The organism is Bacillus sp. FSL K6-0972, assembly GCF_037976035.1.
Classification (GTDB): Bacteria; Bacillota; Bacilli; order Bacillales; family Bacillaceae; genus Bacillus; species Bacillus haynesii.
The window spans coordinates 182,458-197,538 of the sequence record NZ_CP150260.1; the positions used below are offsets into that span (position 1 = coordinate 182,458).

Sequence of the window (15,081 nt, forward strand, 5' to 3'; positions counted from 1 at the left end):
TATCATATGTTAAAACAGCAGATTTCAATGATCGGCGTACCGATGGATCTCGGTCAGCTGAGGCGGGGAGTCGATATGGGACCGAGCGCGATTCGCTGTGCCGGTGTTAATGAACGGTTGGAAAGCCTTTGTCAGGATATTGAAGACCTCGGCGATATGACGATCGGGCAAAGAGAGGATGAGAAAGAAGGCGGAGAGCCGGCATCTGAAGAGCTAAGAAATTTGAAAGCGATTACAAAAGCGAGTGCCAAACTTGCTGAGACAGTCGATAATATCGTGGCTTCGGGAGCTTTTCCGCTCGTGCTAGGCGGTGACCACAGCATTGCGATCGGAACGCTTGCCGGCCTTGCGAGGCATTATCAAAACCTGGGTGTGATCTGGTATGATGCCCATGCCGATTTAAATACGAAAGAATCGTCTCCCTCAGGCAATATTCACGGCATGCCGCTCGCCATCAGCCTGGGGATCGGCCATGAAGGGCTGACAAGCATCTATGGAAAAGAAACGAAAATTAAAGCTGAGAACATCGTCATCATCGGTGCAAGGTCACTTGATGACGGGGAAAAAGAATTGATTCGCGACAAAGGGATCAAAGTATATACGATGCACGAAATCGACCGCCTCGGCATGACGAGGGTGATGGAAGAAACAATAGACTATTTGCGCGGCAGGACGGACGGTGTCCATCTGTCACTCGATTTAGATGCGCTTGATCCGAACGATGCGCCGGGTGTCGGAACTCCGGTAGCGGGAGGCATCAGCTACAGGGAAAGCCATTTGGCTATGGAAATGCTGGAGGAATCGAAGCTGATTACGTCCGCTGAGTTTGTCGAAGTCAACCCGATATTGGATGAGAAAAACAGGACGGCGGAAGCGGCTGTAGCCTTAATGGGGTCGCTGTTTGGCGAAAAGTTGCTTTAGGTGCGGTTGAAGAGCGGCCACTTGGCTGCTCTTTTTTATGATAGAAGTCTCAACTTCATAATGTTTATGATGTATAATAATTTTAAGCTAATATTAAGCGCATGATCCCTGTCAAAGCATCTACACCCTGCCAAAAATTTGATAAACTATTTTTATGAATTTAATGAAACCTTATAAAAATCAATTCGTATACATAAAGACCGGTGAAGGCAGAGGTTAGATAAATATGGAAACAATGATTAAAAAAAGAATCAAACAGGTGAAAAAAGGCGATCGTAACGCATTTGCAGACATCGTGGATATTTACAAAGACAAAATTTATCAGCTTTGCTACCGTATGCTCGGCAATGCGCATGAGGCGGAAGATATTGCGCAGGAAGCGTTTATCAGAGCATACGTGAATATCGACAGTTTTGATATCAACCGGAAATTTTCCACATGGCTTTATCGAATCGCAACCAATTTGACCATCGATCGTATCCGTAAAAAAAAGCCGGACTATTACTTGGATGCAGAGGTGGCAGGGACTGAAGGACTGACGATGTATTCCCAGGTTGCGGCGGATGTTGCGCTTCCAGAGGATGAAGTGGTTTCTTTGGAGCTGCACAGCACCATCCAGGAAAAAATCTTAAGGCTTCCCGATAAATACAGGACGGTCATCGTATTAAAGTACATTGATGAGCTCTCACTCATTGAGATCAGTGAAATCTTGAATATTCCCGTAGGTACGGTAAAAACAAGAATACACAGGGGCAGAGAGGCTCTCAGAAAACAATTAAGGGATCTTTAAGTGGGGTGATGAAATGAGCTGTCCGGAGCATATTGTTCAGCTTATGCATAAATACCTTGACGGAGACATACTTCCGGAAGATGAAACGCGATTAAAAGAGCACCTCCAATCATGCGAAGGCTGCAGAAAGCACCTTCATGAAATGGAAAAGTCCATCGCTCTTGTCCAGAGCACGTCGCATCTTACAGCTCCGGCGAACTTTACAGCCAATGTGCTGGCGAATCTGCCGAAGGAAAAGCGGACGGTATCGATCAACAGATGGCTTAAAGCCCATCCGTTTTTAGTGGCGGCAGCTTTATTTATAATTTTAATGGGCGGCAGCTTCTTCTCCAGCTGGAAAAACGATCAGGATTTCAGCGTATCCAGCCAGCCCAATCTCGTGGTGAAAAACAACACGGTCATCGTACCTGAAGGCGAAGTTGTCAAAGGCGATGTGACCGTTAAAAACGGAAAGCTGATTATCGAGGGCAAAGTCGACGGCGATGTCACGATTGTTAATGGTGAAAAATATACGGCTTCAGCAGGACAAGTCACCGGTCAGATCCATGAGATCAACGAGGTGTTCGACTGGATCTGGTATAAGATCAAATCGACCGGAAAATCGGTTTTTGGTGTGAAGGAGTCTAAAGAGTAGAGCAAAGCGGGCGAATGAGCTTTGCTCTTTTTTTATGAGGGGCCGCCATTTCACTTGGAAAATCAATTTGTGCTATAATAGCCTCTGTATATGTAAAAATAATAGATCATACCATTTTGAAACATATTAACCTTACTAATGACTGAATTCTTGGAGGACGAGGAAATGGCTTTTGAGGATATCCCTTTCTTGCAGTACCTCGGCGATGCCGTTGATATTCTCCTTGTTTGGTACGTAATATATAAATTAATGATGGTCATCCGCGGGACAAAGGCGGTTCAGCTTTTAAAGGGAATCGTGGTCATTGTTCTCGTCAGGCTGGCCAGTCAATATTTAGGATTAAGCACCCTGCAGTGGCTGGTTGACCAGGCGATCACATGGGGTTTCCTGGCGATCATTATCATCTTCCAGCCTGAATTGAGGAGAGCGCTGGAACAGCTGGGGCGGGGGCGCTTTTTTTCGAGGAGCGGAACACCTGAGGAAGAGCAGCAGCAGAAAACGATTGATGCGATTACAAAAGCGATTAAATATATGGCGAAACGCCGGATTGGCGCGCTTCTGACGATTGAACGGGAGACGGGAATGGGCGATTACATAGAAACGGGGATCCCTTTAAATGCAAAGGTCAGCTCTGAGCTATTGATCAATATCTTTATTCCGAACACACCGCTCCATGACGGCGCCGTGATTATGAAAAATGATGAGGTTGCTGCAGCTGCCTGCTACCTTCCGCTTTCTGAAAGCCCTTTTATTTCAAAAGAGCTTGGGACGAGGCACAGAGCAGCAGTGGGAATCAGTGAAGTGACCGACAGTCTGACGATTGTCGTATCCGAAGAAACGGGCGGCATCAGCGTCGCCAAAAACGGAGACCTTCACCGTGATTTATCGGAAGAGGCATTGAAAAACATGCTTGAAGCGGAATTCAAGAAAAATTCGCGAGAAACTTCCTCAAATCGCTGGTATTGGAGGGCGAAGAAAAATGGATAAGTTCTTAAACAATCCCTGGGCTGTCAAAGTAGTCGCGTTATTGTTCGCGTTTCTTCTTTACTTTGCGGTCCACAGCGCTCAAGCGCCGACTCCGAAGAAACCAGGTGAATCGTTTTTCCCGACATCGACAACAGACGAAGCGACGCTCACCGATATACCGGTCAAGTCGTTTTATGATGATGAAAACTACGTCGTAACAGGCGTGCCGCAGACGGTGAATGTCACGATTAAAGGCCCGACTGGAACCGTTAAGAAGGTCAGACAAGTGAAGGATTTTGAGATTTATGCCGATATGCAACACTTGAAAACAGGCAGGCACAAAGTCGAGCTGAAGGCCAGAAATGTTGCCGACGGCCTCACCTTGACCATCAATCCGTCGGTGACAACCGTGACCATCGAAGAAAAAACGACGAAGGAATTCCCGGTTGAGGTTGATTTTTATAATAAAAACAAAATGAAAGACGGCTATACGCCGGAGCTGCCGATCATCAACCCGAAAAACGTCAGCGTCACAGGCTCAAAAGCCGTGATCGACAGAATCCAGAACATCAAGGCGACGATCAATTTAGAGGGCGTCGACCAGACGATTGAAAAAGAAGCCAAGCTAACAGTATACGACAGGGACGGAAATATTCTGCCGGTTGAAGTCAGTCCATCCGTCGTTAAAATCACCGTTCCTGTGACAAGCCCGAGCAAAAAGATTCCGGTTAAAGTTGACCGGAAAGGGAGCCTTCCGGACGGTATCAGCATTTCCAGCCTCGATATTAGTCCGGGAGAGGTGACCGTCTACGGGCCGCAAAATGTTCTGGATTCGTTAGAATTTGTCGAGGCTGATGAGGTTGATTTAAGTAAAATGAAAGATGACACTGAGTTGGAAGCCAACATTAAAGTGCCGGACGGCGCTAAAAAAGTGTCACCCGAAAAAGTGAAAATCAAGGTGAAAGTTGACAAGGAAGAAGAGAAAAAACTGAAGAACGTTTCAATTAAAACCGCGGGGCTGAATGACAGCCGGGATCTTGAATTTCTCGATCCGAAGTCAGGCAAGCTGGATATCACGGCAAAGGGCTCGACAGCCGCGATCGAAAAACTTCAGCCTTCCGACGTCGAGCTCTATGTCAATGTGGCGGATCTCGATGATGGCGAGCACAATGTGAAGCTGGAAGTAAACGGACCGCAGAACATGACATGGTCGCTGCCGCGGCAAAGCATTCGAGTGAAAATCTCATCTCAAACAACCCAAAACGAAAAAAATAATGGTCAGGATGAAGAAGAAGAGAATCATTCTGAAAAGGATTCACAACCTTCATGAATCAAAAAGGAGCGATATTAATGGGCAAGTATTTTGGTACAGACGGTGTAAGAGGCGTGGCAAACAGTGAACTTACACCTGAGCTGGCCTTTAAAGTCGGACGCTTTGGCGGATATGTCCTAACAAAAGATAAGGAGCGTCCCAAGGTGCTGATCGGCCGTGACACGCGCATTTCCGGGCATATGCTTGAAGGGGCCCTTGTTGCAGGCCTTCTTTCTATAGGAGCAGAAGTCATGCGCCTCGGCGTGATTTCGACGCCCGGCGTCGCATATTTGACGAAGGCTATGGACGCTGAAGCGGGTGTGATGATTTCCGCTTCCCACAACCCTGTCCAGGACAACGGAATTAAGTTTTTCGGCGGCGACGGCTTTAAGCTTTCCGATGAACAGGAGCTTGAAATCGAGCGTCTGATGGATCAGCCGGAAGATCACCTGCCAAGGCCTGTAGGCGCTGATCTGGGCATGGTGAACGATTACTTTGAAGGCGGACAGAAATATTTGCAGTTTCTTAAGCAATCTGCTGATGAAGACTTCACAGGCATTCATGTCGCGCTTGACTGTGCGCACGGGGCGACATCTTCGCTGGCGACCCACCTGTTTGCCGATCTTGACGCAGATGTATCGACGATGGGGACTTCTCCAAACGGATTAAACATCAATGACGGAGTCGGCTCGACCCACCCCGAAGCCCTGGCCAAATTCGTGAAAGAAAAGGGAGCTGACGTCGGCATGGCGTTTGACGGGGATGGCGACCGCTTAATCGCTGTCGACGAAAAGGGTAATATCGTAGACGGCGATCAAATCATGTACATATGCGCGAAGTACTTGAAGAGCGAGGGGCGCCTGGCGGACAATACCGTTGTCTCTACGGTGATGAGCAACCTCGGCTTTTACAAAGCGCTTGAAGCAGAAGGCATTAAAAGCGTTCAGACAGCTGTCGGCGACCGCTATGTAGTGGAAGCAATGAAAAAGGACGGGTTTACGTTCGGCGGCGAACAGTCGGGACACCTGATTTTCCTTGATTACAATACGACAGGCGACGGACTGCTTTCTGCGATCATGCTGATGAACACGATCAAAATGACAGGCAAGCCGCTGTCAGAGCTTGCGGCAGAGATGCAGAAGTTTCCGCAGCTCCTCATGAACGTGAAAGTAACCGATAAACATAAAGTGACGGAAAACGAAAAGGTAAAAGCGGTCATCGAAGAAGTTGAGAAGGAAATGAACGGTGACGGCCGCATCCTTGTGCGCCCATCCGGCACCGAGCCGCTTGTCCGTGTTATGGCTGAAGCGAAAACGAAGGAGCTTTGCGAGAAGTTCGTAGGCCGTATTGCAGATGTCGTGAAAGCTGAAATGGGAGCGGAGTAATTTTCCGCAGAAGACTGACGAACGAGACTTGCTGATTTGACATAAGATAAAGGGAACCGTTCAATCTTGGAAAAAATGTGAACCATTTTGAAAAATGTTTGACGGTTCCTTTAGCATATAGTAAAATCAGCTTGTCTTGTTTTAATTTAAAAGGAAAGGCAGGGTAGAAAAATTTTTATAATTATAGCGCCCGGACTAAGCGTACGGATGAAACAGCTTAGTTGACGAGGATGGAGGTTTATCGAATTTTCGGCGGATGCCTCCCGGCTGACCACAAAGATCACAGCCGCAAGGATTTCCTTAAACCAAAGAGGCGACTCTTTGAACAAAGGGAAATCGCATGATCTTCTATAAAAACATGTAGGAGGGGACGAAGAATGTCCCCGCCTGATAAGCAGACTTTCTTCGTCTCCTGCCTGCGACTTTAGGAGGAAGAAAATTATGTGTGGTATTGTAGGTTATATTGGCCAGCTTGATGCAAAGGAAATTTTACTTAAAGGTTTGGAAAAGCTGGAGTATCGCGGCTACGATTCAGCTGGAATCGCTGTAGCGAACGAAGACGGCGTACACGTGTTTAAAGAAAAAGGACGGATTGCCGATCTTCGCGCAGCCGTTGATGCAAACGTGATGTCGCAAGCGGGAATCGGACACACACGCTGGGCGACTCACGGGGAACCGAGCCGTCTAAACGCTCATCCGCATCAAAGCGCATCAGGCCGTTTTACACTTGTTCATAACGGCGTCATCGAAAACTATGTTCAACTGACGCGCGAATATTTACAAGATGTAACCCTTAAAAGCGATACGGATACAGAGGTTGTCGTTCAAGTGATCGAGCAATTCGTCAATAACGGTCTTGACACTGAAGAAGCGTTCCGCCAAACGCTCATGCTGCTCAAAGGCTCTTATGCGATTGCATTATTCGATCATGAAAACAAAGAAACAATCTATGTTGCGAAAAATAAAAGCCCGCTTCTTGTCGGCCTTGGAGACAATTTCAATGTTATCGCGTCTGACGCGATGGCGATGCTTCAAGTGACTAACGAATACGTGGAGCTTATGGATAAAGAAATGGTGATTGTCACAGACAAAAAAGTCGTGATCAAAAACCTTGACGGAGAATTGATGTCACGTGCCTCATATATTGCAGAGCTTGATGCGAGCGATATCGAAAAAGGCACATACCCTCACTACATGTTAAAAGAAATCGATGAACAGCCGCTTGTTATGCGGAAAATCATTCAGACGTACCAGGATGAAAACGGCAAGCTTTCCATTCCTGGAGATATTGCAAATGCTGTTGCAGAAGCGGACCGCGTCTATATCATCGCCTGCGGAACGAGCTACCATGCCGGTCTTGTCGGCAAGCAATTTATTGAAACATGGGCGAAAGTTCCGGCTGAAGTCCATGTCGCAAGCGAATTCTCTTACAATATGCCATTGCTTTCTGAGAAGCCTCTGTTTATCTTTATTTCTCAAAGCGGAGAAACGGCTGACAGCCGCGCTGTTCTCGTACAGGTGAAAAAGCTCGGACACAAAGCGCTGACATTGACCAACGTACCGGGATCCACGCTTTCCCGTGAAGCGGACTACACGCTTTTACTGAATGCCGGCCCTGAAATCGCGGTAGCGTCAACAAAAGCATATACGGCGCAAATCGCAGTTCTCGCTATTTTGGCAGCCGTGACTGCGGAAAGCCGCGGCAAAGAACTCGACTTTGATCTTGTCAAAGAGCTCGGCATCATCGGAAACGCAATGGAAGCCCTTTGCGACCAAAAAGACGAAATGGAAATGATCGCACGTGAATACTTGACCGTAACACGCAATGCATTCTTCATCGGCCGCGGCCTCGACTATTTCGTCTGCCTCGAAGGATCCCTGAAGCTGAAAGAGATTTCCTACATTCAAGCTGAAGGTTTCGCCGGCGGCGAATTGAAGCACGGTACGATCGCATTGATCGAAGACGGCACACCGGTCATTGCCCTTGCGACACAGGAGCACGTCAACTTAAGCATCCGCGGAAACGTCAAAGAAGTGACAGCCCGCGGCGCCAACCCTTGCGTGATCTCTCTGAAAGGCCTGGAAGAAGCAGACGACCGCTTCGTCCTGCCTGAAGTGCATCCGGAGCTCGCACCGCTCGTCTCCGTCATCCCGCTGCAGCTGATCTCATACTACGCAGCGCTGCACCGCGGCTGTGACGTTGATAAGCCAAGAAACCTGGCGAAGAGTGTGACGGTGGAGTAGGAGTCGTTTGAAATAAAAGTTTGTACCCCTCTTGGATTGGATGATCTGGAGGGGTATTTTTGTGTTTGAAAGAGAAATAAATCTGATCTAGAATTGAACTGAGAAATATTCTGGACGTGGTCTGCACGGTGTTTTTCTGGTAGTCTGAAAGTGCGCTAAATTGTAAGTGAAGCCTGTTCGCACAGCGGAATGCCGGGGCGGTTTGGACGATGCTCGTATATATACTTATCTTTTTAAGGAAGTGTAACCATGAACAATGAGACGTACGTTGAAGTTAACAGAACATCGCAGCTTATGAATAAAATGAGAAAATTTTCAGTGCTGATTGATGGTGTTGAGGCTGGGAAAATCAAAGATGGCGGGAGGCTGCGAATTGATTTGGAGCCCGGCGAACATGAGATCCAAGTGAAAATTGATTGGTGTGTAAGCCAAGCTTTGAGGTTTATTTTAGACGAAGGAGAAGTGTTAAGGTTTAGATGTGGAAGTCCGGTTCGTGGGTGGAAGATGTTCTTCGGACTTTTTTATGTATTGGCAGATCCAGAGAAATACTCGTTTATTGAGCTGGAATAGGCGGTTGAAAGGTGGCTTTGGTCTGCACCATCGCATAATACACTGCACCGCAACAACCTGACTAGGAGTGTGACGGTGCAGTTTTTTTATCCGAGGATGAACATGAAGCGGTGTCAATGATCGAAAAAAGCCCTATCCTTTTAAAACACTTTATTTCTATAAATCCGAATCGACAGAAGCCATGAACACCCGTACAGAGTAATAATTGATATGGCAACGATCAGATAGAGAAAAGTATTTTGTAAGGTTAGAAGCATGTGAATGAACTCTCTAATTTGATCGTTCAAATTTTGGACGAAAAAGTTAACCGTTAGCATATACAAGCCAAATGCAGCAATAGAAGCAATCAACAGATAGTTGCTTTTGAATTTATAACAGAATGGCAGCATGAATGAAGCAGCTGTCATCACAATGGTAACCATTAGCAAAATGTCTTTCCAGATCGTAAATTCCCGGTGAATGATGAAGTGTACGATAAATATGGCTGCAGCCACCATAGATGTAAAGAGAACGACGACAATATACTTTGAACTGACAATCTCTTTCCGTGTATAAGGCAAAGAATTGAGAAGCATATGTATAGAAGACTTTTCATCTATTGAAAAGGCATACATCGATATAACTATACTAAATACAACCCCAACCCAGATTGGAGAAATATCTAACATTAAATAAACACATAATACCAAAAACGAAGCCGCTAATGTTTTTTTCTGCAGGACAATGTCCTTACGTATTAAGTTGAACATGCTCTTTAGCTCCTTTCTTTGTATAGAACATAATATCTTCAAGAGTCGGTTTTTCAATTAACACCATATCCCCAAAAATGTTTTCTGTTCGTGATTTATCCGCAGTCAATGCTTCAAATCCATGAGTTGATTTTCGAACCGCTATAAATTCCTGCTCGGTCTCCCGGTCTAACAACTCCATGCCGCCTTTTACAATTGCATATTGTTCCTCAATTTCGTACAAGTCCTTTGTAAAGATATGCTCTCCTTTATGAATGAACGTGATATAATCTGCAATCTTATCTAAATCAGTTGTTATATGAGTCGAAAAAAAGATCGTCTTATCCCCATCTTGCATGAGCTGATGCAAGATTTCCAACAGCTCCCGGCGGAAAATCGGGTCGAGTCCGGACGTCGGTTCATCCATAATAATTAATTCCGCATGATGGGACAAAGCGACGGCTAATGATGCTTTCATCATCATCCCTTTTGAGAACGTCTTGATTTTTTTAGTAAGCGGCAAGTTAAATGTGCTCACATAATCATTAAATACTTGGTCATCCCAATTGATATAAGATCTTTTCACAATATCTTTCATTTCAGCCAACGTTAAATGTTCATAAAATATGTTGGAATCAAATACAAAGCCAATTCGTTGTTTGATTTCTTTCTCATGCTCCTTGTAATTCATGCCAAATACCGTAATCGTTCCGCTGTCAGGCTGCAATAAGTTCATGATCAGTTTAATCGTTGTCGATTTCCCCACGCCATTTCCGCCGATAAATCCGGTGATAAAACCTTTTTTTACATTCATTGAAAAGTCCTTGAGATGAAAACCATCGAACGATTTATGAACATGCCGGAGTTCAATTACATTGTCCATCATTCTTCCTCCTGGTATAAAATGGTAAGTAAATCTTTTAACTCTGTAAGGGGAACGCCTATGTCTTTGCTGTTTTTTATCGCTGCTGTCAACTGCTCTTCAATTGCTTTCATTTTTCCTTCTTTCATCATTTCGTTATTCTGATCTGATACAAAAGAGCCTTTCCCGACTACGGAATAAATGAAGCCATTTTTCTCAAGTTCTTCATAGGCGCGCTTTGACGTAATAAGACTAACATTCATGTCCTTTGCCAATTGGCGCATAGAAGGCAGCGGCTGTCCCGGTTTCAATTCATTCGCAAGAATATGATCCTTAATTTGGGTGTAAATTTGTTCATAAATGGGTTGCTTTGAACTATTCGAAATTATAATTTTCATTTCAAAACCTCTTTTGTTTATACACAATATATACAATATGTACAATATACACAAAGATCGACTGAATGGCAACGTTTTTTTATGTACTCTTTGAATAACGGGAGTGAACGGTAAGCTGGAATATAGGAAAAGGGCACAATACATATTGACAATTTGCGATATGAAGATATAATGATTGGTATGGAACCTATTGAAATTTTCAAAGCTTTATCAAATGAATCAAGGCTTCAAATTTTGCAATGGCTGAAGGAGCCTGATCGTCATTTTAAACCCCATGAAGGGATTGATATGAACACAATCGGGGTGTGTGTCAGCCAAATAACGGACAAATTGAAAATGACGCAATCGACGGCTTCCCAATATCTCGCGATCCTTTTAAGAGCCGGCTTGATTAAGGCGGAACGAATCGGAAAGTATACGTACTACAAAAGAGATGAAGAGGCCATTAGAAAGCTTGCTGACTTTCTTAAAACAGAGATATGAGAATTTAAAAAATAAACATCATCAAGAGGTGTTTATTTTTACGCTATACATATCGACATATTCCGATGTGTTTATTTTTTGGTTTTATACATCGTTATTTCGCGATATGTAAATATATAAAGTGATGAAGGAGCGAACAATGATGTTTAGCAATTGGAAAATTTATATTTTAGCGATTATCAGTTTTTTGGTAGGGACCTCAGAGTACATCATTTCCGGTATTTTGGATCAGATCGCCCACACACTCGGGATAACTTTAGCTGCTGCGGGCCAGCTTATTACGATCTTTTCACTGGTGTATGCAGTTTTCACGCCGGTTCTGATGGCGTTGACGGCAAGCATGGATAGGCGAAAGTTAATGATGTATGCTCTCGGTTTGTTTGTGATAGGAAATATTTTGGCCTTTACTCTGCCTGGTTATGGTTGGTTTGTTGCAGCGCGGGTCATTATGGCCTTGGGGGCAGGTATGGTTGTGGTCACGGCATTAACGATTGCCGCCAAGATCGCCCCCGAAGGTAAGCAGGGCAGTGCAATTGCTACAGTGGTCATGGGGTTTACCGCTTCTTTGATCATAGGTGTTCCACTCGGAAGAATGACGGCAGAAGCGTTAGGCTGGAAGTCTGTATTTGGAGGAATTGCTTTATTGGGATTCATCGCAATGATTGTGATATTCTTAACCTTGCCGCATACTGAAGGTGACAAGCCTGTTCCTTTGCCTCAACAGCTTTCTCTTTTAAAGAAACGGAAAGTAGCGATGGGGTTATCGGTCACATTTTTCTGGCTCGGAGGATATTCCGTTGCGTATACTTATCTGTCTCCTTACCTTCTGACTGTTTCAGGGATAAGCGGCAATTTGCTCAGCGGCGTTTTGCTTATATTTGGAATCGCGAGCTTGGTTGGATCGAAGTTTGGCGGATATAGCACTGATAAATGGGGAGTTCCTTTTACGCTCGTTGGCGGGATGGCACTGCATATCATCGCACTGATTTTGCTGTCGCTTGTCACCCATTCCTATGTCGGAGTACTGTTGATTCTCATATTATGGTCGTTCGCCGCATGGTCTACCGGCCCGACGCAGCAATATCACTTAGCGACGCTTGAACCCGAATTGTCAGGTGTATTGCTCGGCATCAATCAATCGATGATGCAATTCGCCATGGCCGCAGGTGCAGGAATCGGAGGGATTTTTGTAGAAAAAGTGTCGCTGGCTTCTATTACGTGGTTTGGGGCATTGGGCGTTATGATTGCGATTGTTGTTGTTTTGACGACCTTCAGTTCACAATACAAACGGAAAGCAGCACATGTAAGAGAAATCAGTTCATAATAGCCTTGATTGGTGTTGAAGATTCAATGGTTTCATTCGTCATATCTTATCTGTGCTGACAGGTTGTGATATGGCGAGCCGAAAAATCCAACATCCGCTCGCTGTAAAACGAGCGGATATTTTTTATTTAGTCCGCTAAAATCCGCAAATAAGCCCTCCAAGGGCCGACATCATCCTGATACCGTTTCGCCAGCACTCTTGCGATTTGCGAGATGTGAGTGAGGTCGTGGGTAACCCATGTCGAGATCTGTTCTCTCAGCTTGACGATTCCGAATTCGGGGTGCACCCCCGTTTGTTCGAAGTTGGTTTTAGGATTAATGATCTGCCGCAATATTTCCAGATTCGCCCGTCTGATGTCTGCAAATTCGTTAAGTAGCTGTTCCATCGTTTTCCCGTCGTTTTGATTCAACTGGCTGAAGCGGTCGAACGGCGGAAAAGTGTCAGTTGCTCCTTTTGTCACGATCATTTTGATTCGCGGCAACCAATTGTTTTTTTCTCCCTCAATCAGATGGCCGACTACTTCAAAGGCGTTCCACGTGTCTTCGCCTTCATCGCAGCTGATCCAGGGACTTGATAATCCGGTCAGCAGCTGACTCAGCGTTTGTGGTGTGCGCTCCAGGACTTCGATGGCTTCCTCGAGTTGAAAGTTCATGTGAATGACCTCCTTTCATAAAAGTTCACGTCAACTGCCGCTCAGCAAAATCCCGATACAGCGCATGCGAAGCAATCAGCTCGTGGTGCCGTCCCCGCCCTGTGATCTCGCCTTTTTCGATAAATATAATTTGGTCCGCATTCACGATTGTCGATAGCCGGTGGGCGATGACGAAGGTGGTGCGGCCTTCCATGAGGCGGGCAAGCGCCTGCTGGACGATGGCTTCTGATTGGCTGTCGAGGCTGGCTGTCGCTTCGTCCATCATTAAAATTTTCGGGTCGCGCAGGAAGGCGCGGGCGATGGCGATCCGCTGTCTCTGTCCGCCTGACAGTTTGACGCCGCGTTCGCCGACTTCCGTATCAAGCTGCTCAGGGAATTGTTTAATAAATGTATCGGCATACGCCATTTCTGCGACTTTCCACAGTTCTTGATCATCAATGCTGTCGGCGTGATCCAAGCCGTAGCACAAGTTCTCACGGATGGTGCCGGACATCATCGGGCTGTCTTGAGATACGTAGCCGATCTGGCTGCGCCACGATTTCATCGACAGCTTGCTGATCGGTGTTTCCCCGATGTGAATGGCCCCTGAGTCCGGTTCGTAAAATCGTTCCAAGAGGCCGAACATCGTCGTTTTTCCGCCGCCGCTCGGACCGACAAATGCAATCATCTGTCCAGGATCGACGTCGAAAGATACCTCTCGCAAGACAGACTCACCATCGCCGTAAGAGAAAGATACATTCTCGGCACGTATCGGCAGATTGGAGATATCCATCTCAAGTCCTTCCTGGCCCTGTTCCTCTTCAGTATGCAAAATCTCGATGATCCGCTCTGTTGCCCCTTGTGCTTTTTGCAGCTGAGTGAAAAACATTGTAAACGATGTGATCGGGAAAATGATTTGAAACAGATAAAGCAAAAAGGCGATCAGCGAGCCTGCCGACATCGTCCCCTCAGAGACGCGGATGCCGCCGTAGCCGATGATGGCGACGATCACAATCATAATGACAAGGTGCATAAACGGGGAGACGAGCGCAAATATACGGGCTTCCTTGAGGCCGTATTGAAAGAGCTTCGAAATGCCTGATAACCCTTTCATTTTTTCTGTATGCTCGGCGTTTGATGCTTTCATCAATCTGATTTCGCTTAATGTCTGCTGGACATGTCCGGTGAAGGAAGCTGTTTCATCCTGCAGCGTTTTGGAGATGCGCTGCATTTTCATGCCGAGCGGGATCATAATGAAGGTCGTGATCGGAACGGAGATCAGCATGAGCAGTGTCATTTTCCAATCCATGATCAGCAAAATGATTACCGATCCGACAATGGTGATGATGCCGGAAACAAACTGCGGAAAATGGTCGGAAATCAAGCTTTCAACAATGCCGGTGTCATTGACAACACGGCTGACGGTTTCACCGCTCGTCTTTTCGTCAAAGTAGCGGACAGGCAGGCGCAGCAGCTTGAACCACATGCGCTCGCGCAGGGAAGCGACCACTTTTTGCCCGGCATATGAAAGAAAATAGGTCGAGAACCCGTCGCAGACCGCTTGAACGATAAAAACGAGCGCAAGGATTCCCGCTAAGGCCAGATTGATCGAATTGGCGGAAAAGCCGTCAACCATTTCCCTTGTCAACAGCGGAATGGACAGGCCGACCAGTGTAGTGACGAGGCTTGCGGTCAAACCGACGGTTAAAGCCAGCCTGGGTACGCCGGATGTGAGAATCATGGAGAAAAACGGTTTCATGCTATTGTTGTTTTCTGTTTTCATTTGATAAACTCCTTATCGATAAAATGTCAAAGAAGTGGATGGCGCAAGCT

Annotated in this window: 15 protein-coding genes; 10 read left to right on the forward strand and 5 right to left on the reverse strand. The window is 46.0% G+C overall.

The genetic code is table 11. The features are described from left to right. The first annotated feature begins 6 nt into the window (after positions 1–6). From rocF to MKX80_RS01105, 8 genes are all read left to right on the forward strand, one after another. Complete coding sequence (gene rocF / locus MKX80_RS01070; protein ID WP_268332685.1) at positions 7–921, forward strand: arginase; 915 nt, start codon at positions 7–9, stop codon at positions 919–921. A gap of 226 nt (positions 922–1,147) precedes the next feature. Then, a complete protein-coding gene (gene sigW, locus MKX80_RS01075) occupies positions 1,148–1,711 on the forward strand; it encodes an RNA polymerase sigma factor SigW (protein ID WP_003178438.1) in 564 nt (187 codons plus the stop codon). Positions 1,712–1,724: 13 nt separating this feature from the next. After that, entirely contained in the window at positions 1,725–2,345 is a 621-nt protein-coding gene (gene rsiW / locus MKX80_RS01080) for an anti-sigma-W factor RsiW (protein WP_154996410.1), read from the forward strand. Positions 2,346–2,510: 165 nt separating this feature from the next. Next, positions 2,511–3,332, forward strand: a complete 822-nt coding sequence (gene cdaA / locus MKX80_RS01085) for a diadenylate cyclase CdaA (RefSeq protein WP_154996412.1) — start codon at positions 2,511–2,513, stop codon at positions 3,330–3,332. After that, entirely contained in the window at positions 3,325–4,641 is a 1,317-nt protein-coding gene (locus tag MKX80_RS01090; protein ID WP_152848519.1) for a YbbR-like domain-containing protein, read from the forward strand. The genes cdaA and MKX80_RS01090 overlap by 8 nt, the downstream gene beginning before the upstream one ends. Positions 4,642–4,661: 20 nt before the next feature. Continuing rightward, complete coding sequence (gene glmM / locus MKX80_RS01095) at positions 4,662–6,008, forward strand: phosphoglucosamine mutase (RefSeq protein ID WP_154996420.1); 1,347 nt, start codon at positions 4,662–4,664, stop codon at positions 6,006–6,008. A gap of 441 nt (positions 6,009–6,449) precedes the next feature. Continuing rightward, positions 6,450–8,252 (forward strand): glutamine--fructose-6-phosphate transaminase (isomerizing), encoded by a 1,803-nt coding sequence (gene glmS, locus MKX80_RS01100; protein WP_268298438.1) that lies wholly within the window; start codon positions 6,450–6,452, stop codon positions 8,250–8,252. Positions 8,253–8,501: 249 nt separating this feature from the next. Next, positions 8,502–8,822 (forward strand): hypothetical protein, encoded by a 321-nt coding sequence (locus MKX80_RS01105; RefSeq protein ID WP_154995465.1) that lies wholly within the window; start codon positions 8,502–8,504, stop codon positions 8,820–8,822. 140 nt (positions 8,823–8,962) lie between these two features. Here MKX80_RS01105 and MKX80_RS01110 read toward each other — a convergent pair whose 3' ends face one another. From MKX80_RS01110 to MKX80_RS01120, 3 genes are read right to left on the reverse strand one after another with little or no spacing between them, the layout of a single operon-like run. After that, positions 8,963–9,571: an ABC-2 transporter permease gene (locus MKX80_RS01110; protein ID WP_268342978.1), complete on the reverse strand. Its 609-nt coding sequence runs from the start codon at positions 9,569–9,571 to the stop codon at positions 8,963–8,965. Further along, complete coding sequence (locus MKX80_RS01115) at positions 9,552–10,433, reverse strand: ABC transporter ATP-binding protein (RefSeq protein WP_186807176.1); 882 nt, start codon at positions 10,431–10,433, stop codon at positions 9,552–9,554. The genes MKX80_RS01110 and MKX80_RS01115 overlap by 20 nt, the downstream gene beginning before the upstream one ends. After that, positions 10,433–10,810 carry a GntR family transcriptional regulator gene (locus tag MKX80_RS01120; RefSeq protein ID WP_154995459.1) on the reverse strand — a complete coding sequence of 126 codons (378 nt, stop codon included), beginning with the start codon at positions 10,808–10,810 and terminating at the stop codon, positions 10,433–10,435. Before MKX80_RS01120 ends, MKX80_RS01115 begins: the two co-directional genes overlap by 1 nt. 180 nt (positions 10,811–10,990) lie before the next feature. Between MKX80_RS01120 and MKX80_RS01125 the strand changes: the two genes are divergently transcribed. Next, positions 10,991–11,293, forward strand: a complete 303-nt coding sequence (locus MKX80_RS01125; protein ID WP_242793317.1) for a metalloregulator ArsR/SmtB family transcription factor — start codon at positions 10,991–10,993, stop codon at positions 11,291–11,293. 142 nt (positions 11,294–11,435) lie between these two features. Beyond that, on the forward strand, positions 11,436–12,617 hold the full coding sequence (locus MKX80_RS01130; protein WP_268342976.1) for an MFS transporter: 1,182 nt from the start codon (positions 11,436–11,438) through the stop codon (positions 12,615–12,617). A gap of 127 nt (positions 12,618–12,744) precedes the next feature. Here the strand turns inward: MKX80_RS01130 and MKX80_RS01135 are convergent, their stop codons facing one another. Together MKX80_RS01135 and MKX80_RS01140 are read right to left on the reverse strand one after the other, a co-directional pair. Further along, positions 12,745–13,269, reverse strand: coding sequence for a DinB family protein (locus tag MKX80_RS01135; protein ID WP_339227756.1), 525 nt, complete (start codon positions 13,267–13,269; stop codon positions 12,745–12,747). A 25-nt stretch (positions 13,270–13,294) separates the two neighbouring features. Next, complete coding sequence (locus tag MKX80_RS01140; protein ID WP_339227758.1) at positions 13,295–15,031, reverse strand: ABC transporter ATP-binding protein; 1,737 nt, start codon at positions 15,029–15,031, stop codon at positions 13,295–13,297. Between the last annotated feature and the right edge of the window lie 50 nt (positions 15,032–15,081).